Origin of the sequence: Candidatus Binatus sp., assembly GCF_036567905.1 — a bacterium.
GTDB lineage: Bacteria > Desulfobacterota > Binatia > Binatales > Binataceae > Binatus.
The window spans coordinates 87,788-114,064 of the sequence record NZ_DATCTO010000012.1; the positions used below are offsets into that span (position 1 = coordinate 87,788).

The 26,277-nt window shown below is 63.0% G+C and carries 25 protein-coding genes and 1 pseudogene; 17 read left to right on the forward strand and 9 right to left on the reverse strand.

Features of this window, described 5'->3' with window-relative positions; all coding sequences use genetic code 11:
- Positions 1-89: 89 nt before the first annotated feature.
- The 10 genes from VIO10_RS01770 (at position 90) to VIO10_RS01815 (ending at position 9,276) form a co-directional block, all read left to right on the forward strand.
- Entirely contained in the window at positions 90-890 is an 801-nt protein-coding gene (locus VIO10_RS01770; RefSeq protein WP_331958398.1) for an enoyl-CoA hydratase/isomerase family protein, read from the forward strand.
- Between the two features lie 70 nt (positions 891-960).
- The gene (locus VIO10_RS01775; protein ID WP_331958401.1) at positions 961-1,380 is read left to right on the forward strand and encodes a pyridoxamine 5'-phosphate oxidase family protein; all 420 of its coding nucleotides are present in this window, start codon (positions 961-963) and stop codon (positions 1,378-1,380) included.
- A 69-nt stretch (positions 1,381-1,449) separates the two neighbouring features.
- Positions 1,450-2,499: an Mrp/NBP35 family ATP-binding protein gene (locus VIO10_RS01780; protein ID WP_331958404.1), complete on the forward strand. Its 1,050-nt coding sequence runs from the start codon at positions 1,450-1,452 to the stop codon at positions 2,497-2,499.
- A gap of 127 nt (positions 2,500-2,626) precedes the next feature.
- Complete coding sequence (locus VIO10_RS01785; protein ID WP_331958407.1) at positions 2,627-2,962, forward strand: YfhL family 4Fe-4S dicluster ferredoxin; 336 nt, start codon at positions 2,627-2,629, stop codon at positions 2,960-2,962.
- A gap of 18 nt (positions 2,963-2,980) precedes the next feature.
- Positions 2,981-4,300 (forward strand): inositol-3-phosphate synthase, encoded by a 1,320-nt coding sequence (locus VIO10_RS01790; RefSeq protein WP_331958410.1) that lies wholly within the window; start codon positions 2,981-2,983, stop codon positions 4,298-4,300.
- 56 nt (positions 4,301-4,356) lie between these two features.
- Positions 4,357-5,607, forward strand: a complete 1,251-nt coding sequence (gene coaBC, locus VIO10_RS01795) for a bifunctional phosphopantothenoylcysteine decarboxylase/phosphopantothenate--cysteine ligase CoaBC (protein WP_331958413.1) — start codon at positions 4,357-4,359, stop codon at positions 5,605-5,607.
- A gap of 7 nt (positions 5,608-5,614) precedes the next feature.
- Positions 5,615-6,427: a uracil-DNA glycosylase gene (locus tag VIO10_RS01800; protein WP_331958416.1), complete on the forward strand. Its 813-nt coding sequence runs from the start codon at positions 5,615-5,617 to the stop codon at positions 6,425-6,427.
- Entirely contained in the window at positions 6,424-7,755 is a 1,332-nt protein-coding gene (locus VIO10_RS01805; protein ID WP_331958419.1) for a nodulation protein NfeD, read from the forward strand. The genes VIO10_RS01800 and VIO10_RS01805 overlap by 4 nt, the downstream gene beginning before the upstream one ends.
- An 82-nt stretch (positions 7,756-7,837) precedes the next feature.
- Entirely contained in the window at positions 7,838-8,617 is a 780-nt protein-coding gene (locus tag VIO10_RS01810; protein WP_331958422.1) for a slipin family protein, read from the forward strand.
- A 56-nt stretch (positions 8,618-8,673) separates the two neighbouring features.
- Entirely contained in the window at positions 8,674-9,276 is a 603-nt protein-coding gene (locus tag VIO10_RS01815) for a histidine phosphatase family protein (protein ID WP_331958424.1), read from the forward strand.
- A gap of 10 nt (positions 9,277-9,286) precedes the next feature.
- On the opposite strand, the gene recO is transcribed toward VIO10_RS01815, so the two are convergent.
- Together recO and VIO10_RS01825 are read right to left on the reverse strand one after the other, a co-directional pair.
- Complete coding sequence (gene recO, locus VIO10_RS01820; protein ID WP_331958426.1) at positions 9,287-10,060, reverse strand: DNA repair protein RecO; 774 nt, start codon at positions 10,058-10,060, stop codon at positions 9,287-9,289.
- Positions 10,061-10,066: 6 nt separating this feature from the next.
- Positions 10,067-11,200: an AAA family ATPase gene (locus tag VIO10_RS01825; RefSeq protein ID WP_331958429.1), complete on the reverse strand. Its 1,134-nt coding sequence runs from the start codon at positions 11,198-11,200 to the stop codon at positions 10,067-10,069.
- Between the two features lie 272 nt (positions 11,201-11,472).
- Here VIO10_RS01825 and VIO10_RS01830 point away from each other — a divergent pair, with 272 nt between their 5' ends.
- Genes VIO10_RS01830 through VIO10_RS01840 form a run of 3 tightly spaced genes read left to right on the forward strand, consistent with a single transcriptional unit; the run spans position 11,473 to position 15,801 of the window.
- The gene (locus VIO10_RS01830) at positions 11,473-12,669 is read left to right on the forward strand and encodes a CaiB/BaiF CoA transferase family protein (protein WP_331958432.1); all 1,197 of its coding nucleotides are present in this window, start codon (positions 11,473-11,475) and stop codon (positions 12,667-12,669) included.
- 13 nt (positions 12,670-12,682) lie between these two features.
- On the forward strand, positions 12,683-14,263 hold the full coding sequence (locus VIO10_RS01835; protein WP_331958435.1) for a TldD/PmbA family protein: 1,581 nt from the start codon (positions 12,683-12,685) through the stop codon (positions 14,261-14,263).
- Positions 14,263-15,801 (forward strand): metallopeptidase TldD-related protein, encoded by a 1,539-nt coding sequence (locus VIO10_RS01840; protein WP_331958438.1) that lies wholly within the window; start codon positions 14,263-14,265, stop codon positions 15,799-15,801. Before VIO10_RS01835 ends, VIO10_RS01840 begins: the two co-directional genes overlap by 1 nt.
- Before the next feature lie 31 nt (positions 15,802-15,832).
- On the opposite strand, the gene VIO10_RS01845 is transcribed toward VIO10_RS01840, so the two are convergent.
- Positions 15,833-16,045, reverse strand: a complete 213-nt coding sequence (locus VIO10_RS01845; protein WP_331958441.1) for a hypothetical protein — start codon at positions 16,043-16,045, stop codon at positions 15,833-15,835.
- A 150-nt stretch (positions 16,046-16,195) separates the two neighbouring features.
- On the opposite strand from VIO10_RS01845, the gene VIO10_RS01850 reads away from it, so the two are divergent.
- Together VIO10_RS01850 and VIO10_RS01855 are read left to right on the forward strand one after the other, a co-directional pair.
- A complete protein-coding gene (locus tag VIO10_RS01850; protein ID WP_331958444.1) occupies positions 16,196-17,386 on the forward strand; it encodes an acyl-CoA dehydrogenase family protein in 1,191 nt (396 codons plus the stop codon).
- A gap of 41 nt (positions 17,387-17,427) precedes the next feature.
- Positions 17,428-17,844: a DUF3237 domain-containing protein gene (locus VIO10_RS01855; RefSeq protein ID WP_331958447.1), complete on the forward strand. Its 417-nt coding sequence runs from the start codon at positions 17,428-17,430 to the stop codon at positions 17,842-17,844.
- A 10-nt stretch (positions 17,845-17,854) separates the two neighbouring features.
- Here VIO10_RS01855 and gatB read toward each other — a convergent pair whose 3' ends face one another.
- The 6 genes from gatB to gatC form a co-directional block, all read right to left on the reverse strand.
- Positions 17,855-19,294: an Asp-tRNA(Asn)/Glu-tRNA(Gln) amidotransferase subunit GatB gene (gatB, locus tag VIO10_RS01860; protein WP_331958450.1), complete on the reverse strand. Its 1,440-nt coding sequence runs from the start codon at positions 19,292-19,294 to the stop codon at positions 17,855-17,857.
- 64 nt (positions 19,295-19,358) lie between these two features.
- The gene (locus VIO10_RS01865; protein WP_331958453.1) at positions 19,359-20,510 is read right to left on the reverse strand and encodes a HEAT repeat domain-containing protein; all 1,152 of its coding nucleotides are present in this window, start codon (positions 20,508-20,510) and stop codon (positions 19,359-19,361) included.
- Positions 20,489-21,070, reverse strand: a complete 582-nt coding sequence (locus VIO10_RS01870) for a hypothetical protein (protein WP_331958456.1) — start codon at positions 21,068-21,070, stop codon at positions 20,489-20,491. The genes VIO10_RS01865 and VIO10_RS01870 overlap by 22 nt, the downstream gene beginning before the upstream one ends.
- Before the next feature lie 99 nt (positions 21,071-21,169).
- Positions 21,170-22,120 (reverse strand): HEAT repeat domain-containing protein, encoded by a 951-nt coding sequence (locus VIO10_RS01875; RefSeq protein WP_331958459.1) that lies wholly within the window; start codon positions 22,118-22,120, stop codon positions 21,170-21,172.
- Between the two features lie 151 nt (positions 22,121-22,271).
- Entirely contained in the window at positions 22,272-23,732 is a 1,461-nt protein-coding gene (gatA, locus tag VIO10_RS01880; protein WP_331958462.1) for an Asp-tRNA(Asn)/Glu-tRNA(Gln) amidotransferase subunit GatA, read from the reverse strand.
- Positions 23,733-23,755: 23 nt separating this feature from the next.
- Complete coding sequence (gene gatC, locus VIO10_RS01885; protein WP_331958465.1) at positions 23,756-24,052, reverse strand: Asp-tRNA(Asn)/Glu-tRNA(Gln) amidotransferase subunit GatC; 297 nt, start codon at positions 24,050-24,052, stop codon at positions 23,756-23,758.
- A gap of 277 nt (positions 24,053-24,329) precedes the next feature.
- On the opposite strand from gatC, the gene VIO10_RS01890 reads away from it, so the two are divergent.
- Positions 24,330-24,752 carry a YraN family protein gene (locus tag VIO10_RS01890; protein ID WP_331958468.1) on the forward strand — a complete coding sequence of 141 codons (423 nt, stop codon included), beginning with the start codon at positions 24,330-24,332 and terminating at the stop codon, positions 24,750-24,752.
- Positions 24,753-26,084: pseudogene (serS, locus tag VIO10_RS01895) on the forward strand (serine--tRNA ligase); the annotation flags it as partial.
- Positions 26,085-26,277 lie beyond the last annotated feature (193 nt).

The window sequence follows — 26,277 nt, forward strand, 5'->3', positions numbered from 1 at the left end:
AGCGGACCCTCACCCGCGCCGGAGGCTCGGCCGTATGTCTGTGACACCTTCCTGTCAGAGAGAGGCTAATTACGGAGGTCATTTCCCCGATGGACTTCAAGACGATCATCTACGATGCGCGCGACCACGTCGCGAAAATCACCATCAACCGCGCCGAGCGGATGAACGGGTACAACGAGACGATGGTCAAGGAAATGTGCGCGGCGATCGATCTCGCGCGCCAGGACGACGAGGTCCGCGTGTTGATCATCACGGGCAGCGGACGCGCGTTCTGCGCCGGCGGCGATATCAGCGGCGCGCCCGAGAGCCATTCGCGATTCCACGGGCATCCGATGGGCCACATGCTCGAGATGCGCGAAGGGTTCCATCAGCTGGTGCTGTCGTTGCATCGCTTCGACAAACCCGTGATCGCGGCGATTAACGGCGCGGCGGTGGCAGGCGGCCTGACGCTCGCGCTTTCGTGCGATTTCAGAATCGCGTCGGACCAGGCGCGGCTGGGGGACACCGCGCTCAAGTTCGCGCTGCTGTGCGACGAAGGCGGAGCGTACCTTTTCCCGCGCTTCATGGGACTGGATCGCGCACTCAAGATGACGCTGCTGTCTGAAGTTTACGACGCCAAGACGGCGCTCGAACTCGGGCTGGTTACCGAAGTGGTGCCGCACGCGGAACTGGAGGCGCGAGTGAACGATTTCGCGCGGCGGCTCGCGGAAGGACCGCCCTTGGCAATAAGATTGGCCAAACGCATGATGTACAAGCAGCGCGAGATGACGCTCGAGAATGCGCTCGAGGACGCCGCGCTCAACGTGATGATCACGAATCCGTCCGAGGACGTGCGCGAGGGCATCCGCGCCTTTCGCGAGAAGCGCAAGCCGAATTTCAAGGGCAAATGAGTTCTCACTTTTTCACTGTTTAACTTTTCGCTCACTTCCAAGCCGCGCCGCCACAGGAGACCTCGTCCCCATGCCGATGAAGAAAAAAGATATCGAGAAGCTGCTCAAGAAACCGATCGTCGCGGTGGTTGCGGTTACCGCGCCCGACGGCGGGCCGCACGCGGTGCCGACCTGGTTCGAGTACGCCGGCGGGCAAATCGTTTTCCACACCGCAGCGCAGTCGTTCAAATACAAATGCCTGGTGCGCGATCCGCGCGTGACGCTGGTGGTCGATACCAAGAAGGCGCCCTACAAGACGGTGGTGCTGAAGGGACGCGCCACGCTCGAGGAAAAGATCGACGACAAACGCACGGAGCGGATGGCGGTCGAGTACCTGGGCAAGAAACTCGGCAAGGCGTACGCGAAGTCGCTCAAGGGCAACAAGGTCGTGGTGGTGAGCTTCAAGCCGGCGCGGACGATCTCGTGGGACTACGGGCAGGAGCGGCCATAGCGCACAAGGTACGGCGGCGCCGTCGCGCGCTGCTTTCGACGGGCTAATGCATCTGCGATAATTTTATTAGTGGCACGACAGGTACCAGACGATGCGGTTATCGAGGCGCTCGGACACGTAAAGTATCCCGGTTACGCCGCCGACATCGTTGCGCTTGGAATCGTCGAGGATGTCCGGCCCGCGCAAAGCGGCGGCTGCGCGATCACGATTCGACAGGTCACCGAGCGCGACGAGGTGATCCGCGAGCTGGCCGGAAGAATCCATCACGCGCTCACGCACGACCTAGGGGTGCCCAGCGTCGAGCTCAGGGTGCATCGAATCGAAGCCGAGCTGGGCGAAAAAACCGGCCGGGTGCGGCTGGAAGGCACCAAGCACATAATCGCGGTGGGAAGCGGCAAGGGCGGAGTCGGCAAATCCACCGTCGCGGCGAACCTTGCGGTGGCGCTGGCGCGATTGGGGCTCAGCGTCGGTCTGCTGGACGCCGACATGTACGGGCCGTCGGTACCGATGATGTTCAAGGCTGGCGACGAGCGGCCCAAGCCGGCGGGCGGACAGAATTTCTTTCCGATCGAAAAGTACGGGGTGAAGCTGATCTCGATCGGATTTTTCATGGGCGAGAAGGCACCGGTTATCTGGCGCGGACCGATGGTGATGGGGGCGGTGCGCCAATTTCTCAAGGACACGCTGTGGGGCAGCCAGGATTTTCTGGTGGTAGATCTTCCGCCCGGCACCGGCGACGCGCAGTTGACGCTCGCGCAGCAAGTCTCGCTCGACGGCGCCGTGATCGTGACGACGCCCCAGGACGTTGCGCTGCTCGACGCGACGCGCGCGATCAAGATGTTTCGGCAGGTGCATTGTCCGATTCTCGGCGTGGTCGAGAACATGAGCTATTTCGTCTGTCCGGATTGCGGCGAGCGCGACGAACTCTTTGGCCACGGCGGCGGCGAGCGGATGGCCGCCGAGGAAGGGATCCCGCTGCTCGCGAGGATCCCGATCTATCCCGAGGTGCGCCAGGCCGGCGACGACGGCATGCCGATAACGATCGCCAAACCCGAGCATCCTGCGAGCGTGGCGTTCATGGAACTCGCACGGCGGATTGCAAACGCCGCGGACGGTTGACAACCAACAGCATGAAATACTTGCTCGGCCTGCCGCGCGCCGATATTGTTGCGGTTTGGTCCTGTCGTCTCGTCGCCGCCCAGGCGCGGCAAGCTAGATCAACAATGACCGGATTTGGAGCTCGAAAATGGCCACGGTAATAACAGAAGAATGCATTAACTGCGGTGCGTGCGAGCCGGAATGCCCCAACACCGCGATTTACGAAGGCGGCGCGCAATGGGAGCTTAACGGCGCGACCACGCCCGCGATCAAGGACGACCTCTACTATATCGTCCCCGACAAATGCACCGAATGCGTCGGCTTCTTCGACCAGGAGCAGTGCGCGGCGGTTTGCCCGGTCGATTGCTGCATCCCGGACCCCAAGATTCCCGAGACCGAAGAGGTCCTGATCGAGCGCGCTCGCGTGCTCCATCCCGAGCAAACCTTCGGCGCCGAATACCCCTCGCGGTTTCGAAAGGGCTGACGCCGAGGAGCCTGAAGTTTGACGACAAAAGATACCGTCCGAATCGCGCCCGCGGACGGCAAGCTCGGCGTGCTGCTGCCCGGCATCGGCGCAGTCAGCACGACCTTCATCGCCGGAGTCGAGGCGGTTAAGCGCGGTCTGGGCGCGCCGATCGGATCTCTGACCCAGCTCGCCACCGTTCGCCTGGGCAAGCGCACCGAGGGACGCACGCCGCTGATCAAGGACTTCGTGCCGCTCGCCAAGCTGGAAGATCTCGAATTCGGCGGATGGGACATTTACGAAGACAGCGCCTACGAAGCGGCGCGCAACGCGGCGGTCCTCGACCCCGCGCTGCTGGAGCAGGTGCGCGCGCCGCTGGAAAAAATTCATCCGATGGAGGCGGTGTTCGACCAGGACTACGTGCGCAACATCCGCGGCCCCAATCTGAAGGAAGCGCGCACCAAGATGGACAAGGCTGTGATGCTGATGGATGACATCCGGCAGTTCCAGAAACGCACCGGCGTCGCGCGCACGGTGATGGTCTGGTGCGGCTCGACCGAGGTGTTCCATCTCCCGTCGGCGGTCCATGAGACGCTCAAAGCCTTCGAGGCCGGGCTCGCCAACAATGATCCCGAAATCGCGCCAAGCCAGATCTATGCCTACGCCGCGCTCAAGATGGGAATCCCATACGCAAACGGCGCGCCCAACCTGACCACCGACACGCCCGCGCTGCTGGAACTCGCGCGCGAGACCAACCTCCCCGTCTGCGGCAAGGACTTCAAGACCGGGCAGACGTTTATGAAGACGCTGATCGCGCCCGGGCTGAAGGCTCGCATGCTGGGGATGTCGGGATGGTTCTCGACCAACATCCTGGGTAATCGCGACGGCGAGGTGCTGGAGGATCCCGGCTCGTTCAAGTCCAAGGAAGAGACCAAGCTGTCGGTGCTGGACCAGATCCTTCAGCCCGAGCTGCATCCGCAGCTTTACAGCGACGTGTTCCACTCGGTGAAAATCAACTACTACCCGCCGCGCGGCGACTCCAAAGAGGGCTGGGACAATATCGATATCTTCGGATGGCTCGGCTATCCGATGCAGATCAAGATCAACTTCCTGTGCCGCGATTCGATCCTGGCGGCGCCGCTGGTGCTCGACCTCGTGTTGTTTCTCGATTTGGCCCGTCGCGCCGGCATGCGCGGGATTCAGGAATGGCTGTCATTCTACTTCAAGGCGCCGATGCACGCGCCGAACATCTATCCCGAACACGACATCTTCATCCAGCTGATGAAGCTCAAGAACACGCTGCGCTGGATGCGCGGCGAGGACCTCATCACGCATCTCGGGCTTGAATACTACGATTGACGGCCGCGGCGCAGGCCGTTTCGCTCACGCGCGCGCCGCACTAGAATCAAGGCTCGATGGGCGTGCTTAGCGGCAAAACGATCGTTGTCGGCGTGAGTGGCGGAATCGCCGCGTACAAATCTGCGGAACTCGTCCGCCTGCTGGTCAACGCCGGCGCAGTCGTCCGGGTGATGATGACGCGTAACGCAACCGAGTTCATCACGCCGCTCACGCTCCAGACGCTCAGCTCGAATCCTGTCGCCACCGACACGTTCTCGCTGACGCAGGAATCTGAAATCGGCCACATTAGACTCGCCGACAGCGCCGACGCGATCGTGATCGCGCCCGCGACCGCCGACGTGATCGCCAAGGCCGCGGTCGGTATCGCCGACAACATAGTGACCACCGTGTTGCTTGCCACGCGGGCGAAAGTCGCGTTCGCACCCGCGATGAACGTGCACATGTACGAGCATCCGACGGTCGCCGAGAACCTCGCCAGGCTGCGGTCGCGCGGTGCGGTGATCGTCGATCCCGGCGAGGGCGCACTGGCATGCGGCTACGAGGGCAAGGGCCGTTTGGCGGACCCGGCGATCATCGTCGCGGAAATCGAAAAGATGCTCTCCGCGCAGGACGTTGCGGGCGAAAACATTCTGGTAACGGCAGGACCGACCCAGGAACCGATCGATGCGGTGCGATTCGTCTCCAACCGTTCGTCGGGCAAGATGGGATTTGCGATCGCGCGCGCGGCGCGGCGCCGCGGCGCGGCCGTGCGAATCATCGCGGGGCCGTCCGCGCTGGCGACGCCCTGCGGCGTCGAACGAATCGACACGGTGACTGCGGCCGGGATGCTCAGTCAAACGTCCAGCAATTTTCCGTGGTCCACGGCGCTGGTGATGGCGGCGGCGGTTGCCGATTTCCGCCCGGCGAATTTGGCGCGCGGCAAGATCAAGAAAGATGCGCGCGGGCTTCGACTCGAGATGGAGCCGATCGCGGACGAGATGCCGCGCCTGGCGGCGAAGAAGGGCGCGCGCCTGCTGGTCGGGTTCGCCGCCGAGACCGACGACCTGGAAGCCAACGCGCGCGCCAAGCTTAAACGCAAGGGACTCGACCTTATCGTCGCCAACGACGTGACGCGGGAGGGCGCCGGCTTTGAAGTCGATACCAATATCGTCACGCTAATCGGCTCCGACGGTCGCTCCCAGAGCCATCCGCAGATGTCCAAGGACGCGGTCGCGGACCTGATCCTCGATCGAATCGTCGCAATCCGCGCCGCCAAACCGAAGTCCGCCCGCCCAGGTAAATCCTCGCGCCTGCGCGCCGTCAGATAGCTTTCGAATGGACGCGTCGTCGCCGCCGGATCGTCGCACGCTGGTCGCCACGATCCGCGACTACGTCGAGCAGTTGCGCGAGGAGGGGATGGAAGGACTTCCCGCGCCGGCGCCCGGGGCCGCGCGCCACGCGCTCACCGCGCCGGCGCCTGCAGCCGATTCGGTGCCCGAAGCCGGCAGGACCGACGACGCACTCGTGCCCGCCGAACTGTTCTCGAAATATCCCGGACTCGAAAAATCCACGACGCTCGACGAGCTGCGCCAGTTCATCGGAGATTGCCAACGATGCAAGCTGGCGCCGCGCCGTATCAATCTCGTCTTCGGGGTCGGCGATCCCAACGCGCAGTTGATGTTCGTCGGCGAGGCGCCCGGCGCCGACGAGGACGCCCGCGGCGAGCCGTTCGTCGGCCGCGCCGGTCAATTGCTGACCGACATCATCGAGCGCGGCATGGGCATCCGCCGCGCCGAGGTGTACATCTGCAACGTGATCAAGTGCCGGCCGCCCGACAATCGAAATCCCGAACCCGACGAAGTCGCCGCGTGCGAGCCGTTTCTTTTTCGCCAGATTGAGCTCGTGCGTCCGCGCGCGATCATCGGGCTGGGCGCCTTCGCCGTGCAGGCCGTGCTGAAAGTGAAGACGCCCATCAGCAAGCTGCGCGGCAACTGGCACGATTTCCGCGGCATTCGATTCATGCCCACGTTTCATCCCGCCTACCTGCTGCGCAACCCGAGCGACAAACGGCTGGTGTGGGCCGATATTCAGGAAGTGATGAAATTTCTCGGGATGCCGATTCCGCGCCGCGCGGGTTCCGGCTCGTGAGCCTGCGCTTAAGCTTCGTCGCCATCGCGGCATTAACGATCGCGATCGGATCGCTCGCATCGGATCGAATACTTGCCGCCGCCGCGCCCGCGAAATCGGCTGCGCATCCGCCGTGGGTTCAACTGATCACGATTGACGGCTCGATCAATCCCGCCACCGCGTCCTACATCGAGGATTCGCTCGCGTCCGCAAACGCGGGAGGGGCAAGCGCCCTGGTGATCGAGCTCGACACGCCGGGCGGCCTTCTCACTTCCGCCGAAAAGATCGTCAAGGACATCCTGGCCGCTCCCGTACCCGTAATCGTGTACGTCGCGCCGTCAGGCGCCAGCGCCGCGTCCGCCGGCACCTTCATCACCGAAGCTGCGAACGTAGCCGCGATGGCGCCTGGAACTACAATCGGTGCGGCTCATCCGATCGAAGAGGGCGGAGAGGACATCAAGGGCGTGATGGGTCAGAAGATCGAGAATTTCACGGCGACCTTTGCACGCACGATCGCTGAGCAGCGCGGGCGCAACCAGGATTGGATCGAGCAGGCCGTCCGCCGCAGCGTTGCGATCGGCGAGCGCGAGGCGCTGGCCAAGAACGTCGTCGATATCGTCGCGCCCGACCTGCGCAGCCTGCTGACGCAAGCCACCGGGCGCAAGGTCCAGGTCGCAGGCCACACCGTGACGCTCGCGCTGGCCGATGCCACCGTGCGCCGCGTGCGAATGACGCCCGGCCAGCAACTGCTCAACACCCTGGCCGATCCCAACATCGTCTATCTGCTGCTGATGGCGGGACTGATCGGCCTGTACTTCGAGTTCGCGCATCCGGGAGTCATCTTTCCCGGCGTTGCCGGCGCGATTTGCCTGCTGCTCGCGCTGGCGTCGTTCCAGGTCCTGCCGGTAAATCTCACCGGCTTGCTGTTGATTTTTCTCGGCGTTGGATTGCTGATCTCCGAAGCCTTCGTCACCAGCTATGGAATCCTCGGCTTGGGCGGCGTTGCGGCGTTCGTCATAGGCTCGCTGTTTTTGATTGACACTTCGAAGACCAACCTGGTGGTCGATCGCGACATTATATATGGCGCGGCCGCGGCGCTGACGCTGATCATCCTCGGCATCGGATACATCGTGGCCCGCGAGCGCCGCCGCCGCTCGACCACCGGCGCGGAAGGCCTGGTCGGCGAGGTCGGCGAGGTGCGCGAGGCGATCGCTCCCGGCGCGCCGGGCAAAGTGTTTGTTCATGGCGAGATTTGGCGCGCGGTCAGCACCGACGCGCTCAGCCCCGGCGCGCGCGCTCGCGTCAAGTCGATCGACGGTTTGGAATTGCAAGTGCAGAAGTTGCCGTGAAGTTTGGAAAATTCCGGAGGGTTCGGAGGACAACGTAGAACATCAACCAGCCTCGCGCGCTTGGGGGCGAAGGAGAATCGTGATGGCGAGCGGAATAGGCGTAGTCGTCTTCATCGTTGCAATTTTCATTTTGAGCGGGCTCAAAATCCTCAACGAGTACGAGCGCGGCGTAGTCTTTCGTCTCGGCCGGCTCACTCCTTATCGCGGGCCGGGCGTGATCTTCGTGATCCCCGTGATCGAGCGGATGATGCGAATCGATCTGCGGACCGTTACGCTGGACATCCCGCCGCAGGACGTGATCACCAAGGACAACGTGACCGTCAAGGTCAGCGCGGTCCTGTACTTTCGGGTCGTGGATCCCTCGCGCGCGGTCACCGAGGTCGAAAATTTCCTGTTCGCCACGATGCAACTGGCGCAGACCACGTTGCGCTCCGTCGGCGGCCAGACCGAACTCGACGAGTTGCTCAGCCAGCGCGACAAGCTCAACGCGCGCATCCAGGAAATCGTCGATTCGCAAACCGAGCCGTGGGGCGTGAAGGTCACGCTCGTCGAGTTGAAAAATATCGATCTCCCGCAGGATATGCAGCGCGCGATCGCGGCGCAGGCCGAGGCCGAGCGCGAGCGCCGCGCCAAGGTGATCGCGGCGGAAGGTGAATTCCAAGCCGCGCAGCGGCTCTCGGAGGCGGCGGAGATCATGAGCAAGAGTCCCGTCACGCTCCAGCTTCGCTACCTGCAGACGCTCAAGGAGATCGCGGGCGAGCACAATTCCACCATCGTCTTTCCGTTGCCGATCGATCTGCTCGAACCGTTCCGCGCGTTTGCCAAAGCTGTCGGCGGCGGCGGCGACAAGCCCACGACCTGAGCAACCGTATCGTTTCGTTGGCGCCAAACTGAATTTTCGGAGAGACTTTCGACCCTATGGGCAAGCTGATAATGGTTCGTCATGGCGAGAGCGAAGGCAACGCGATTCGGCGCTTCACCACCTCCGCCGACACGAAAATCACCGAGCTTGGCCGCCGCCAGGCGCGCGAGGCCGCGCTCAGAATCAAGCTGAAGTTTCAGCCGACGCTGGTGATTGCGAGCACGTTCGCGCGCGCCCGCGAGACCGGCCTCATCATCGCCGGGGAACTGCGCATCCCGATCGAATACGAGGCGGAGTTCCGCGAGCAGAGTCTTGGCGAGCTCGCCGGACAGCCGTACGAGTCGGTCGCCAACGATCCCAGCTTCGATCCGAAGCGCTCATGGGTGTGGCGCGCGCCGGGCGGCGAGAGTCATGAAGACGTGCTCAGGCGCGTCGCTCCGGTTCTCGATCGCGTAGCCCGGCAATATCCCAGCGAGGAGATCGTAATCGTCAGTCATGGCGGCGTGATGCGATCGGTGTGGGCGCACGTGACCGGCAAGTGGGAAAACGCTCACGTGCCGCCCAACTGCGGTATCGTTGTGATCGAGCATGAAAGCGGCCGCTACCGCGATCCCGAAGTGGTGTACGGAGAATCTCCGGCGCGCGAAACCGGCGGATAATTTCAGTTTTTCACTCTTTGCCCGCGCCCGACAAAACTGAATCGAGAAATTCCTGGCTGCGCAGCCGCCGATCCACGATCGATCCGATGAACCGCGCCAGCGCGAGCGCACCGTCCGGTCCCGCCGCCTCCGAGCCGGGCGAATCGTCCATCGGCGCCGTCCCCAGGCGCGCGAGAATTGCGGCGGCGCCGCTCGACAGCTTGATCGCGCCCTCCGCCACCGAAGGCCGGCATTTTGCGCACACGACCCCGCCGCGCGACACCACGAAATAAACCGCCGCGCCGTTGACGCCGTTGGCGCTCGCGCATATGCGGCAGCGCGTAAACTCGAGTCCGAAGCCGGCCCATCCCAGCAGCCGCAGCTCGAAAGCCTGGCGCAGCGCCGCGTCTGCAAACCGGTGGCTCAGCGCGCCGAGTCCTTCCGACAACACCCGATACGCATCCGCCGCTTCGCCCTCCTCGGTCGTCAGCGCGTCGGTGAGGTCGAGCATGTAGCTGCCCAGCGCGATCTTGGCGAGGTCGTCGTCGAGCACGTGTTGAGGCAGGTCGGCCGCTTCGGCGCGCGTGATAAACACCAACTGCCCGTGTGGCCGCCGGCGGTAGTGCAGGACGACGTGCGTAAATGGTTCGAGCTTGCGCTCGAAGCGATGCCGCGACGCCTTGGCGCCCTTCGCGATGCCGCTGAGCTTGCCGGCGTGCAGCGTCAGCAGCGTGACGATTCGATCCGACTCGGCGTAGTCGCGCGCGCGAAGCACGATCGCCGGCGTTGATTCTTCGACCGGCATGAATTTCTAATCGCCGACGCTTCTGCGGAACACGGCTTGCTGAATGTCCTTGACCTCGAGGCGCATCCGCTCCGCGTTGGCGACCGCCCGGCCGGAGTCCGACGCCTCCTTCAGCAGCACGTCGAAACGCGCCGCGATGCTGGCGAGTTTCGCATTCGCCTCGGTCAGCGCGCGCCGCCGCAGCTCCTCGCTCTCCCACGCGCCGTCGGCGTATTCGCGCAGCTCGCGGCTCTCGAACACCAGTTCCTGCAGCTTGTCTTCGTATCCCCTGACGATTCGGCGCAGCGTCTCGGCCACCTTGGGCCGCTCTTCGGGGTCTTTCCACAGGACGTGCGCGAGGAACATAAGATCGTCTTCAACCACCGCGGTGCGTCCGGCGACGATTGCGTGCGCGCGCAAAATGCCGAGCGAGTTTTTCCAGCGCCGGTCCGAAACGACGATTTGCTCGCGCGCGAGTTCGCGCCTGATTTGCGCAATCGCCTCGAGGATCGCGCCCGGCACCTTGACCGCCGCCGCCGCCGCGCGCAGCTCGTCGAGCTCCGCAAATTTAAGCGTCGTCCGCGCCGGCTGCGGACCGCCCGCCATCATGCGGATGAAGCCGTGCTCCTCGGTGATGTAATCGGCCATGAAGCGCAGCATGAAGCGATCGTAAAGCGCGGTCAGTTCGTCCTCGTCGGGCAGTTCGTTCGACGCGCCGAACATCGTAATCAGCGGCACCGCGACGCGCTCGCGCCCGTTGTGGAAAATACGCTCGTTGATGATCGTCAACAGTGCGTTGAGGATCGAGGAGTTGGCTTTGAAGATTTCGTCGAGGAACGCGATGTGCGCCTCGGGCAGTTTGTGCGTGGTGACGCGGCGGTAATCGTCTTCTTCGAGTCCCTTCAAACTCACGGCGCCGAAAATTTCCTCCGGCGTGCTGAACTTCGTCAGCAGCCACTGAAAATAGTTCGCCCCTTCGATTCGCCGGCACAGTTCGTCGGCCAGCATCGATTTCGCCGTTCCCGGCGGCCCGATTATCAGAACGTGATTCGCCGACAGCATCGCGACGATTGCGCCGTCGATCAAATCGATTCGTTCGAGGAACATCCGGTTCAGTTCCTCGCGGATTCGCGCGAGCTTCGATAGTGCGGTGTCTGCCATTGCGTGCGAGCCGACGCTTCGATCGCTGATCATGACTTCTACCAGACCGGAGCCGAAGATTTAACCCCACCCGCGGCCGTGGCGACGGCACCGCGGTATTAAGCCGTTTGCAGTCGCCGCGCGCGACAACGGAGCGCGGCCTTAACGGTGGGTGCAGGGGTCACCCCTGCCCAAGCTTGCCGCGGCGCCGCTGCTGGCGCTAGATCAGGTAACGGCGCGCGGCTTGGACGATCCTCGTCGTCGCCGGGCGTGCGCGCGGCAGGAGGGCGGTAATGGAAAAGGCGCTGACCGGGGTCAAAGTTCTGGACCTGACGCAATTCGAGGCCGGCACCTCGTGCACCGAGATGCTCGCGTGGCTCGGTGCGGACGTGATCAAAGTCGAGTCGCCAAAGATGGGCGAGCAGGGCCGCTGGCTGCTCACCGAAAAGCCGGGGGTCGATTCGTACTACTTCATCCTGCTCAACGCCAACAAACGCGGCATCACGCTCAACCTCAAGAGCGAGAAGGGCCGCGCGATGTTCATCGACCTGGTCAAGCAAGTCGATATGCTGGCCGAAAATTTTTCGCTGGGCACGCTCGAAGGCCTCGGCCTTGGCTACGATCGCCTGCGCGAAATAAATCCGCGCCTCATCTACCTGACCATCAAGGGCTTTGGCACGCACGGCCCTTACAGCAAGTACAAAAGCTTCGACATGATTGCGCAGGCTGCCGGCGGCGCGATGGCGCTTACCGGCTTTCCCGGTTCGCCCCCGCTCAAGCCCGGACCCACCATCGGCGACACCGGCACCGGCATGCATGCGGCCATCGGCGTGCTTGCCGCGTACATCCAGCGCGAACGCACCGGCAAGGGACAGAAAGTCGAAGTCTCGATGCAGGACGCGGTGCTGAACTTCGTGCGCGTTCCCATGATGGGTACCTACGTCACCCACAAACCCGCGCCGCGCGTCGGCAACCGCATTGGCGGCGGTGGTCCCGGCGACATCTATAAATGCGCGCCCGGCGGCGACAACGACTATTGCTACATCCTGTGCACGTCGCCCGAGATGTTCGAGAGCCTGTTGAAGGTGATCGGCCGCCCGGAAGTCGCGAGCGACGAGCGTTTCGCGGGACGAAACCGCGCCAAAAACGTCGACACGCTGGCCGAGATGATTAACGAGTGGACCGGCCGTCACACCAAGTTCGAGGTGATGCGCATCCTCGGCGAGGCTGGCGTCCCATGCGGCGCCGTGCTCGACAGCGTCGAGTTGCTCAACGATCCCCATCTCAAGCAGCGCGGCATGATCGTCACGATCAAGCATCCCGTGCGCGGCGACTTCACGATGCCGGGATGCCCGGTGCGCCTCGAAGATTCACCCGTCGAAGTGACAGCCGCGCCCCTGCTGGGTCAGCACAACGCCGACGTCTATGGCGATTTGCTCGGACTCGGCGCCGGCCAGCTCGAAGACCTCAAGCGCGAAGGCATCATCTGAGGCTGCGGCTGCCTTGATCGGGCGCGGCGATTTGTTCGAAGCGATCGAATACCTGCGCCGCGAGGGCGAGAGCATCCTCGCGCGCTTCGCACGCTCAAAGCGCGGCGTCGCGTACGCCGATCTGCGCCTCGAAGTCGTCTTCAATCGCGCCGGCGCTGCTGTGGGCGGTGAACCCCGCGACGGCTCTGAGAGCGAGAGCGCTGCGTACGCAGTCTCGGTTCATGTCGCCGACGGGGCGGGCCCTGTCGGTCACGGTCAGACCGGTGCCGAGATTGGCGCGCTGGCGCGCCGGCCGGCCAAACTTGTCGCCGAACTCCGGCGCGGGCTGGGCGAGGCCTTCGATCGCGCGCGCTTCAGCGCCCGCCAAAAAGCCGATCTCATCGCACATTGCGGCGACGCGGCGAAGGGCCTCCTCGTTGCGCAAATTCCACCCCGCGAAAAAGTTCGCGACGACATCGACGCGAGCTTTCGCCAGGATCCGCGCTTGCTCTCGACCGACGCGCTCAAGAAAATTTCGCTGGACGCATCGCGCGAAGTCGCCGCACTTGGCGACGCGATCGCCTACCAGGTCGTCGCCGCGATGACCGAGTTGCGCCGCGAAATATTCATCGATACCGCCGGCACCGTCGTGTCCCAGGCGTACGCGTTTTCGCAGGGCGACTGCTACGTCGTCGCCCAAATCGGCGGCGGCCACCAGGAAAGCTACGACTCGATCGGCCAGCAGCGCGGGCTCGAGTGCTTAAGCGAGGGATGGCGCGGCGAGTTGATGCCGAATCCGGACCTCGCGCGGTTTTGCGTCAACCTTGCCTCCGAAGCGCGCGAGCTTGCCGCCGCACCGATCCTGAAGCCTCCCGATGGCGAAGTCGTGGTCGTTACCGACCCGCATTTCAACGCGCTCGTCTCGCACGAGGTCATCGGCCATCCATGCGAAGCCGATCGCGCGCTTAAGATGGAAGCCGCTTACGCCGGGCGCAGCTGGTTCCTGCGCTCGCTCGCCGACAACCAGTTGGGCAAGGCCGTCGCATCGCCACTGCTCTCCGCCTGCTCCGATCCGAGCCTCGACGGTTACGGCCACTACCGCTACGACCACGAAGGCACGCGCGGGCGGCGCGTGATGCACATCGATCGCGGCATCTTCAGCGGCTTTCTCAATTCGCGCGCGACCGCCGCCGTGCTTGGCGCGGAGCCCAACGGCGCGGCGCGTGCGAGCGAAGGATGGCACGTGCCGCTGATCAGAATGTCCAACACCTTCTTCCTTCCCGGGGAAACGCCACCCGAAAAAATCATCGCCGAGGTCGAGCACGGCTACTACGTCTGCGGCCATCAGATTCCCTCGATCTCCGAATCGCGCGAGAACTTCCGAATCTCCGCACGCCGCATTTATGAAATCGATCACGGGCGAATCGGGCGCCTCTATCGCTCCGGCAGCGTGATCGCCGACTCGAAAAGCTTCTTCACCAGGGTGGACGCGGTCGGCAACGATCTGCGGCTCATCGCGATCCCCAACTGCGGCAAGGGACAGCCGATGCAGGTCAAGCGCATGTCCAACGGCGGGCCGACGCTGCGCTCGCGCGCACGGCTGGCGGGCAACTGATGCGCACGCTCGCCGAGCTCAAGTCCTTCACCCGCGAAGCTGCGCGGATTCTCGCGCGCGAGAAGGACCTCGCTAGCTACGAGATCTATTGCGCCAGCGCCGAGCATCGAATCGCCCGCCTCAACTACACCTCCGACATCCCGAGCCGCGGCCTCGAGGAGTTCAAGTCGCTTCATGCCGACGGATTCCAGTTGCGGATCGCGATGCGCCGTGATCCGCACGAAGTCGGCGCGGCATTTGAAGCCGGCGATTTCAGCTCCGACTCGGTCCGCGACGCGCTCCGCCGCGCACGCAGCGCCGCCGTCATCGATCCGCATTTCCCCGGCTTCCCGTCCGGCGCGCTCGGCCGCAAGCCCGGGTTGTCCGAAAAAAGCGATTTGGTGAGAGTGGGGGACGGCGCGATCGCTGCTGCCGCGTGGGAGGTGCTGGACGGCGCGCTGGCTGCATTCGCGAAGCGGTCCGCGAACGATCGCTTTGGCGCGTCTCGAATCGAGCACCCCGGTCTCATCATCGGCGGCGACATATCCGTGATTCGCGATCGAATCGCGATCTTCAATTCGAATTTCGCTGAAGTCCGGCTCGACGAGAGCGCGCATTTCAACGCCTCGGTCACGTCGATAATCGAATCGCTCGACGCCAAGGGTACCGCCGGCGCGCTCGGCGATTGCGCCGCTGCGATGCGCCGCGCCGCCCGCGTGCTGGGCCGCGACGCCGTCCGCCGCGCGCTTGCCCTCTCCCACGGCGTTCGGCCCGCGTCGGGAAAATTTCGCGTCGTGCTTGGACCGCAGCCGGTCGCCGAGATTCTCAACTACATGGTGATGGGCTCGCTCACCACCGGTGCATTTCACGCCGCCAGTTCCGCCTATCACGGAAAATTTGGCGCGCCCGTGATGGATTCACGCTTGAGCGTTGCCGACGACCCGGCCTTTAGCGCCGGCGCGATTCGCCGCCGAATCACCTGCGAAGGAATACCCACGGGCCGTGTCGAATTGATCCGCGACGGCAGGCTCGTCGGCCTGCTCTCGAACTTCTACGATACTCACCGCCTGCTCACCGACGAGCATCGCGCCGAAAAGCTCGGCGCAGGGGCGCCCGCGAGACTCGACTTCGCTGCGCTGAGCGGTTACCGGCTCGGCGAAGGCGGCGGCCGGCGCTTCGACGCAAGTCCCGGCGCGGCGGGCACCAACGTCGTGATGCGCGCGCGCGGCGGAGTCACGGATCGTGAACTCGTGCGCGCCGTCGGCGACGGAATTTACGTCGGACGCATCTGGTACACCTATCCAATCAACGGCCAGCGCGCCGGCGACTTCACCTGCACCGTCAGCGGCGACTCCTACATTGTTCGCGACGGCGAAATCGCCGAGCCGCTCGCCCCCAACTGTCTGCGCATCAACGCGAACATCGCCGAGGTGTTCGAGCATCCACTCGCGGTCAGTATGCGGCCGCATCCGGCCACCGTGTGGGGCTCGCCCGAGGCCTACTACGTTCCCGCGATCGCGGCCGGCTCGATCGCACTGGCCGAAGTCGCCGCCACCTGACTGCCTGCGATGCTCACTCACATCCGCGCGATCACGTCGCGCGAAAAATTGTCGATGCAATCATCGGTGCGACGCCAATAGCCGCGAACACGCGATGCATCACGCGCATCGGATCGTCGGGATAGCGCTCCGCCAGCATCGCGCGCAGCTCGTCGTCGAATGCCGCAACTCCTTCTGGCGCAAGGCTTGCCCCGACCCCGGCGCTGGCGCGAATCCGCCCGCGCCACGCCGCCGCCGAGCTCATGCGCCGTTCCTCCCGTGAACTTGACTGTATATAACCACCGCCATCGAGTGCAGCGTTCAAGAAAATGCGTTAGAGGTGAGCTGGCTGCGTATTCATCGCGACGCGTTTGCTCCGGTGCCCCACATGGGAAGGGCTTAGGGGGTTGGGTAAATGGATTTTCAATTTAGTCCTGAACAGGAATCGTTCCGCCACAAGGTCCGCGCCTGGCTCGAGGCGAATCTGCCCAAGGACCTGTGCGTTGACGACGCCCAGGATGAACGGGTCGCGCCCAATCGCGAGATCTTCGAACGCCGCCGCGCGTGGCAGGCGAAGCTCCACAGCGCCGGATACGCCGGCCTCTCGTGGCCCAAAGAGTACGGCGGGCACGCCGCCAGCCTGATCGAGCAGGTCATTTGGGACGAGGAATATTCCCGCGCCCGCGCGCCCGTGCTGCCCGGATATTTCGGGCTGGGACTGTGCGGTCCCACGCTGATGAATTGGGGGACCGAGGCGCAGAAGAAACGCTTCATCCCGCGAATCCTCGGCGCCGACGACATCTGGTGCCAGGGCTACTCGGAGCCGGGCGCCGGTTCCGATCTCGCCGGCCTATCCACCCGCGCCGCCGACAGGGGCGACTACTTTCTCGTCAACGGCCAGAAAGTCTGGACCTCGGCCGCGCAATACGCGGACTGGATGTTCATGCTCGCGCGCACCGACCCCGACGCGCCCAAGCATCGCGGCATCAGCTACTTGCTGCTCGACATGAAAAGCCCGGGCATCAGCGTGCGGCCGCTGGTCCTGATGAACGGGCACTCGCATTTCAACGAAGTTTTCTTCGACAACACGCAGGTGCCGAAGGAAAACCTGGTCGGCCCGCTCAACGAAGGATGGAAAGTCGCGATGACGACGCTCAGCTACGAGCGCGCATCCGCCGGCGGTGGCGGACACGGCTCCCAGGTCCGTCGGCTCGCGGAACTCGCGAAGATCGTGTGCATCGGCGGCAAGCCCGCGTGGGAACAGGAATGGGTGCGCCAGCAGCTTGCGCAATTCATCATCGAATGCGAGGCCGCGCGCTACACGCGCCTGCGCTCGCTCACGCGCCTGCTGCGCGGATTGCCGCCGGGACCCGAGGGCTCGATGCTCAAATTGTTCGGCTCCGAACTTGGCGTGCGCATCGCGCGCTTCTCGACCGAGCTGCTCGGCGCCTACGGCCTGGTCGGCGAGCCCACCGGCGTCGTCGCCGATTCTCCGCGATGGCTCAACCGCGTGCTCAGCTCGCGCCAATACACCATCGCCGGCGGCACCAGCGAAATCCAGCGCAACATTATCGGCGAGCGCACGCTCGGTCTCCCCAAGGGATAAGCCTCGAATTCGACACTCCAACGATCGACGGGGGACTTAACATGGAATTCGAACTGCTCTGCGAGATTGAAATCGAGCTTGCGCCGCCGCCAATAGTAATTCCGGATACGCCTGAGGGAACGCGCGTAGTCATTCACGTGAGCGGTGGCAGATTCGAAGGCCCGCGCTTCAATGGCAAGGTGCTTGCCAGCGGCGCCGATTGGTTCCTGATGCGCCCCGACGGCATCGGTGTCATCGACGTGCGCCTGGTGCTGAGGACGCACGACCGTGAAAATATCTATATGACCTACAGCGGACGCGCGCAGTTGGATGTCGGTGGCCCGACTGCGTTGGTTACTGCAGCGACCTTTGCCGCCTCGACCAATGGCAAATACGCCTGGCTTAACGCCGTGCAGGCGATCGGCGTCGGCGAGCCGAGCCCCGTCGGCGTGAAGTACAAAGTATATTTGCCGAAGTAGTCTGCGATCGTCACCCGGCGAGCCTTGCGCGCAGGATATCGTTGATCACTTTCGGATTTGCCTTCCCGCCCATCGCCTTCATCACCGCGCCGACGAAAAATCCGAACAGCTTGTCGCGTCCCGCGCGATACTCGGCGACTTTTTCCGGCTCCGCCGCCAGCACCTTGTCGCAGGCCGCCGCGATCGCGCTCTCATCCGATACTTGCGCGAGTCCCAGCTCGGCGATTGTCGCCTCCGCCCCTTCCCCGGATTTCACCATCGCGGCAAACGCGGTCTTCGCGGCATTCAGGCTTATCTTCTGCTCTTCGACCATCCGCAGCAGCGCGCCGACCTCGCGCGCCGGCGGCGCCGCTTCGACGAACGACTTGCCTGAGTCGCGCGCGACGCGCAGCACTTCGCTCATCACCCAGTTCGCCGCGCTCTTGCGATTCTTGAGTCCGGGCAGCGTTGCTTCGAAGTAGTCGGCGACGTCGCGGTCGGCGATCAGCACGCCCGCCTCGTATTCCGTCAGGCCCAGTTCGCGCACGTAGCGCGCCTTCCGGTCAGCCGGCAGTTCGGGCATCGAAACGCGCACCTTTTCCACCATTTCGGCCGGAACAATCAGCGGCGGCAGGTCCGGCTCGGGGAAATAGCGATAGTCATTCGCATACTCTTTCGAGCGCATCGGGCGCGTTTCCTTGCGCGCGGGATCCCACAGATGAGTCTCCTGCGCGATTTTGCCGCCCGATTCGACAATAGCTATTTGGCGTCCGACCTCATAGTCAATTGCGTCTTCGACGAAGCGGAAGGAGTTGAGATTCTTAATCTCAGTTCTGATGCCATACTCCTTCGCGCCGCGCTTGCGGATCGACACGTTGCAATCGCAGCGGAAGCTGCCTTCCTCCATCTTACCGTCGGACGCATCGACGTATCGAAGTATCGCGCGCAGTTGGCGCAAGTACGCGCCTGCGTCCTCGGCCGAGCGCAGGTCGGGCTCGCTGACGATCTCGATCAGCGGCACCCCCGAGCGATTGAAATCGACCAGGCTGGCGTTTTCGCCGTGGATGTTCTTGCCCGCATCTTCCTCGATATGAATTCGGGTGAGCCCGATTCGGCGCGGCTCGCCATTGTCAGCCGGCGGCAAATCGATATAGCCACCTTTGCAGATGGGAGTTTCGTACTGACTAATCTGGTAGCCCTTGGGCAGATCGGGATAGAAGTAGCTCTTTCGATCGAAAATAGAATAGGGCGCGATCGCGCAATGCGCCGCCAGCCCGGTTCGAATCGCGAGCTCCACCACGCGGCGGTTGAGGACCGGCAGCACGCCGGGCATCCCCATGCACACCGGGCAGACGTTTTCATTGGGTCCCGCGCCGAAAGTCGTCGAGCATCCGCAGAACAGTTTCGAGCGGGTGAGAAGATGGGTGTGGACTTCGAGTCCGATCACCGCCTCGTATGCTTCCCGATTCATCGCAATTATCCGTCAGAGCGCGCGTGTGACGCTAACACACAGCGGATAGCGAAGGCGACTGTCTCTACGATCCCGCCGAGGTCCGATGTTTTATCGGTGGACGATTTAGCTCGACTGGCTCCTCGTTTACTTGACGATAATACTCATCGGGTTCCTGCCCATACGAAAGCCGCGCTTTTGCAAGTTTCGCCACGACCGGATCCGAATCGGCGGCGAGATCCTTGAGATCCGCCATCGCCTCGGGCGTGCCTATATAGGAGAGAATGACCGCTGCCCTCACCCGCTCGTTGGGATCGCTGTTCTCTGAAGCCTTGATGGCGTCGCTCATGGTGGCGTCTGAGTGTATGCCAAGAAACGCTTCGGTTTTTGCGGCTTCCACTCGCTCACAGTCATAATCCGAATCAGGTGTGGGGGCAGGGGCTGCGGCTGGCGATGAAGATGCGGCGGGAGCGGGAAACAATGCCCCTCCCCCCATCGAATGATCGTTCGAAGAATTGGCGAAAGACCCAGCCGGGGGAACCGGAACCATCGCCGGCTGAGGCGCTGGCGTCTGGCCAGCCGCCGGCGCTTGCGCCTCTTCAGCGCCGGAGGAACTAGCGGCGATCTGCTTTTTCAGAGACTTGAGATGCTGCTCGTAATATCCTTTGTACTGGCTGCTTACCTCGGTATAGCCGCCGCCCCTCCAGGCGAAGATCATAGGCCATTCGGCGTCGCATCCAAGGCGCCGGCTTTCAGAGGGCGCCAGCGGACCATATAGGACCAGCTCGAGATTGCCGTCGTGCTTGATATCCTGGATGCTGTCGCGAAGATTTTCCGTTGAATTGGCGAAGGTTGAGTAATGTTCGAAACCGGATGACGTCTTATCGAAAATTTCGGTCCCCTCGCACCCTGCCGTAGCGCCAACATCGATCACAACAACTAAGGAAAGGTTGCCGGAGTGGCGCAAATCCGCGAAGCGAAAGTCGCATACGTGGCCGAAGCCATTGCGAAACGGGCCGCTCACGAATGCCCATACAGCATCTGCCGGGGGTGAATTCGACGCCAGATTGTGAGCGCTTTTAACCGACCAATCGGCCGTCGCCAGGTTAGGCTTAGCAGCCGAGGTTTGGGCCCATCCGGCTAAGGATAGTAGGCACGCCGAGCAAAACGCGACAACAACGGCTGCTATCTTGTTCATGGAGTGTTTCATTATTGCTAGCATTTCTTCTTCTGGCATTGTTTAAGGTTAATGGGAGGATCTGGTGATGGTGGCGTTCCAGTGCACGTAGAGGTGGACCCGCCAGGCGGAGCAGTATTACGGACGCCTGCTACATAGCAGACACCGCAGTAATTCTTGGCCGTATTAATTTCCCATTGCCACTGTACTGAGCACGTGGTCTTATCCGTCACCTTCCCAGAGCATTGGGGGGCGTAGTATTGCGCAGATTCTACTTTTCCTGGATGAGGACCGTATAATTCCAGCGCCATCTCTTCCAACTGACATCTAGTCAGGTCTGGTGGCATTGGAGCGTAACTAGTTTGCATACCGACAGCAAAGGCATCCGCCGTGTTCAATGCGTTCTGAAACACGCCTTGAACACCGTCCTGCGTATTTTGCAGCCAATTCCAGGCATCTGGTTGAGAGACCGGAACCTGCATTAGGCCGATGTGCGATCCCGCGGCTGATTTAGGTTTTTTGGTCGGCAAGCTCTCGTTAGGCCAAGAATCAATTATGCCGTACGGTGCCCTAGGCGATTTTGCAGGCATAAAGAACTGTTCATAGGTGCTTTCCTTCATCGCAAACGCGCGTCAGAGCGCGAGTGTGACGCTAACACACAGCGGATAGCGAAGGCGACTGTGCTTGCGATACCGCCGCTGACCCCGCGCGAACCCAGACTACTTCGGCGGCGAGCCGGCAGGCGGCGGCTCAGCCTCCTCCCGCTCGATCATGTTCAGACGCGGCCCTCGCCCGGCGAATCCAAGATAGACATTTGCGCCAGCTGCAACAACTCGATTCGGATCGCGGCTCAAGGTCCGCAACTGTTCGACTGCATCTGGTGTCCCTATATCTCCCAGCACGCTGGCGGCAAACTCTCGCTGGTATGGGTTGTCGCTGTCCGCCCACTTTATCGCATCGGCCATCCCAGCATCCTTATCGATGCCTAGAAAGCGTTCGATCTTCGCGGCTTCCGCCTTGGCGCAGTCCAGGCTTCCGGTGAGTGTGACGGCTGGTGAGGCCGCTGGCGACGGAGAAGGCGGAGGTGCGGGGACGACTTGTGCGGCCCCAACCCCGTTCGAAGAAGCTGGCGAAGACTCCGTGGTAGACATTCGAGTTATCAGAACCGGAATCCTGTGCGCCACAGACCCCGGCGTTTGACTAGCCGCCGGCGCTTGCGCCTCTTCAGAATGAGCGGCGATCTGTTCCTTCAGCGCGGCCAGCTCCTGCTCGTAATAGCTTGTGTACTGGCTGCTCACGTCGGTGTAACCCTTGCCGGTCCAGGCATAGATTACGGGCCAAATGGCTACGCAGTGCATGGCTCCCAAGTAGGAAGTGAACTCCGTGGCCACTACCAGCTGGAACTGGCCGTTTCCCGCCAAATCTCTGACTTCCCAAGAACCCGGACGCGCAGGGGCAGCATAGCTCTCGAACCCGGACGGCGTTTTGTCAATTACCGATAGCTGGCAGTTCCTACCGTCTGAATAGGAAACAACTAATGACAGATTGCCGGAGTGGCGCAGGTCAGCAAACTGAGACGAGCATATGCCGAGTTGAAAAAGCTCGCCACCGTCGGTGATCTCGTGAAGAAAGGCCAGCACCGCGTCATCGGACGGAGGATTGCTCGCCAAGCTATGCGGCGAGTTGACTGACCAATCGGCCGAGCCCAAGTCGGGTGGCGGAGAAGCCGTCTGGGCCCATCCGGATGACGATGATAGGCAGGCCAAGCAAAACGCTAGAACAACGGCTGTTATCTTGTTCATTGGTTGCCGCAAATGTCGGTCAGAGCGCGGGGGTGCGCGGCTTGAATGCTCCCGTGCGCTCGAAGGCGTCGCCCGCGCGCAGGAGTGTTTCCTCGGCGAACGGCGGCGCGATCAATTGCATCCCAATCGGCAGATTATTCGAATCGTGGCCGCACGGAATCGACATCCCCGGCAGACCGGCCAGGTTGACCGAAATCGTAAAGATGTCCGACAGGTACATCGTCAGCGGATCGTTCATCTTCTCGCCGATCTTGAACGCGGTGGTCGGCGCAACCGGCGTGACGATCAAATCGCACTGCTCGAACGCGCGCTCGAAGTCGTTGCGAATCAGCGTGCGCACCTTTTGCGCCTTCAGATAGTAGGCGTCGTAGTAGCCCGCCGAGAGTGCGAAGGTGCCGAGCATAATGCGGCGCTTGACCTCGGCGCCGAAGCCGTGCGCCCGCGTGGTTTCGTACAGCGCGATATTATCCTCGGCGTTGACGCGCAGGCCGAAGCGGATACCGTCGTAGCGGGCGAGATTGGCGCTCGCCTCGGCGGTCGCGACCAGGTAATACGCCGCGATCGCGTAGCCGGTGTGCGGCAGCGAGATTTCGACGGTCGAGGCGCCCAGAGATTCGTAGCTCTTGAGCGCGGAGCGCACCGACTGTTCGACTTCGGGCTGCATCCCTTCGACGAAATATTCCCGGGGCACGCCGATTCGGAGTCCCTTGACGCTGCCCGTCAGCGCGCGTTCGTAGTCGGGCACCGGACGCGCCGAGCAAGTCGAATCGCGAGCGTCCTTGCCGGCCAGGGTGCGGAGGATTATCGCGGCGTCGCGCACCGATCGCGCAAACGGCCCGACCTGATCGAGCGACGACGCGTATGCGATCACGCCGTAGCGGCTGACGCGGCTGTAAGTCGGCTTGATCCCGACCACGCCGCAGAACGACGCCGGCTCGCGAATCGATCCGCCGGTGTCGGTGCCGAGCGCACCCAGGCATTCGTGCGCCGCGACCGCGGCGGCGGATCCGCCCGACGATCCGCCGGCGACGCGCGCGGTATCATGCGGATTCATCGTCGGCCCGAACGCGGAGTTCTCGGTCGAGGAGCCCATCGCGAATTCATCCATGTTCGTCTTGCCGACGAAAACCGCGCCGTCGGCGCGCAGGCGCTCGATCACGGTCGCGTCAAACGGCGGCACGAACGTCTCGAGGATTCGCGACGCGCAGGTCGTGCGAATGCCTTTGGTCGCGTAAATATCCTTGATGCCGAGCGGAATCCCGCATATCGCCGGCGCGTTGCCCGCGCCGAGGCGAGCGTCGGCCGCGCGCGCCTGCTCGAGCGCCTCCTGCTCGCATACCGTGATGAACGCGTGGAGCCGGGGCTCGGCGGCGGCGATGCGGTCGAGGCAATCGCGCGTCAACTGCGTCGCGGTGATTTCGCGCGCGCGGAGCTTCGACGATGCGTCGGCGATTGTAAGTTTGTTCAGTTCCGATGCCATGCAGGGGATTGTCAGCTAAGTTTCTACTCGATTATTTTCGGCACTTTGAAGTAACCGCGCTCGCGCGAAGGCGCGTTCGCGAGCATCGCGTCCGCGTCGGGCCGGTTGGTCACCTCGTCGTCGCGCATGGGCGTGCCGGCCTCGCCGACCTGCGTGGTCGGCGCGACATCTTTGGTGTCGAGTTCGTTCAATTTATCAACGTAGGCAAGCATTTCGTCCATGTCGGCGCGCAGGCGCTCTTCCTCTTCCGGCGACCATTTCAGGCGCGCCAGACGCGCGACGTGGCGCACCTGCTCGAGGGTTATTTTTGTTCCAGCCATCGCGATTGCGGGCAAATGGTAACATTCCGCGCGTTCCATGTCAGGGCCGCACATAACTAACGCCGGACGCCGGAGCGTCCGTCGAGATTCTTCGCTACAGCAGCTTTCGCTCAGAATGACCCGAGTGGCCGCTCGCTTCTTTGTGTCATCCTGAGCAAGGCGAAGGATCTCGCGCGCCAGCGCGTCTTGCTCCAGCATCAACATCCGGTTATGCAAAGTTCTCCTTACAGGGAGAGGAAAATAAACAGGACAGCTTTTGCGCGGGGTGTTGACGCGCTTGAAATCGAAATCGAAAATTGGCGCGATTTTTCAACATCCTGCCCGGGCGGTGGCGTGGCTGGCTGCGCTGCGCGGAGCGGGCGCGCTGGGGCGGCGCGGCGAGCACGCTGCTGAAAAGCATCTGCGGCGCAATGGGTACCGGATCGTCGCGAGGAATTTTCGCGCCGCCGGAGCGGAAATAGATCTGGTCGCGATCGACGGCGAGACGCTGGTCTTCGTCGAGGTGAAGACGCGGCGCTCGCGTGCGGCGGGCGCGCCCGAAGAGGCCGTCGATGAGCGCAAGCAAAAGCGGATGCGGCGCGCGGCGGAAGCGTTTGCGACGCGTTATCGCGCCGACGAAATCGAGATGCGCTTCGACATTATCGCGGTTGACGCGTCGGGCAAGCGGCTGGAAATTGAACTGCTGAGGAACGCATTCTGAATGCTGGATATCAAGCTGATTCGTGAACGGCCCGATTTCGTAAAGGGCGAACTGGCCAAGCGCGGGATCGATCCCGCTGAAGTCGATCGACTGCTCGAGGCCGACCAGAAGCGCCGAAAGCTTCAAGGCGAACTCGACCAAATCCGAGCCAACCGCAAGCGGCGGGCAAGAGAGGTCGGCAAGCTGCCGCCGGCCGAGCGCGCGGCCGAGATCGCCAAGATTCGCGCCGAGGAAGCCGACGAAGAGAAGTTGACCAAGCTTTCCACCGGCTCATCGTCGGCAGGTGAAGCGGCAGATGCCGGCAGCCCATTGCTGGAATTGGGCGCTCAACTCGGTCTCGCAGAGCGCAAGGTCGAGGAGCTGGCGCTTACTCTCCCCAACATCCCGCGGCCGTACGTCGTCGCCGGCGCGAGCGAGGCCGACAACCGCGTGATCAAAACCGAGGGGACGGCGCGGGAGTTCACCGCGTTCAAGCCGCTCCCGCATTGGGAAATCGGCGAGAATCTCGGAATCATCGATTTCGATCGCGGAGTAAAACTCTCGGGCACGCGTTTCTACGTGCTGAGCGGCGCGGGCGCGAGGCTCGAGCGCGCGCTGATCGCGTGGATGCTCGACGTCAAGACGCAGGAGCAGGGATACCTCGAAATAATCCCGCCGTTGATGGTGAATACTGAGACTGTCACGAGCACGGGGCATTTTCCAAAGAACGCTGACACGATGTACCGCGATATAGAAGATGACTTCTGGTTTATCCCGACCGCCGAGGTTCCGCTGACCAGCCTCCATCGCGACGAAACCCTCGACGAAAGCGTCCTGCCGATTTACCTGACCGCCTACACGCCGTGCTTCAGGCGCGAGAAGATGTCGGCCGGGCGCGACGTGCGCGGTATCAAGCGAGGGCATCAGTTCGACAAAGTCGAGATGGTCAAGCTGGTCCGCCCGGAAACGTCGGACGACGAATTTCACAAGATGGTGAACGATGCCTCGGAGATCTGCCGGCGGCTGAAAATTCCGTTTCGCGTGGTCGAGCTATGCACGGCGGATCTGAGTTTCGCCAGCGCGGTGACTTACGATCTGGAGCTGTGGGCGCCGGGATGCGGCGAATGGCTCGAGGTCAGCTCCATTTCGAACTGCACGGACTTCCAGGCGCGCCGCGCGAAGATTCGCTTCAAGACCAAGGGCGGCAAGCCCGAGCTGGTGCATACATTAAATGGTTCAGGGCTGGCGTTGCCGCGGACTCTGATCGCGGTGCTGGAGAACTACCAGAACGAGGACGGCAGCGTGACGATTCCCGAGGTCTTGCGGCCGTACATGGGCGGAGTGGACAGGATACGGCAGGGGGGACCCCTGCACCCGGTATTAAGGCCGCCCGCCGTTGGCGGGCGCGGCCCCTGCCAACGGCTTAATACTGCGCTGCCGTCGCCACGGCCAGGGGCCAGTCCCTGCACCCTGGCCAGGATTTCTTCTCTCCTCATTCATACCGTTGATTGACGCTCTATTGTCCTCGCCCTGCGAAGGAGAAAGC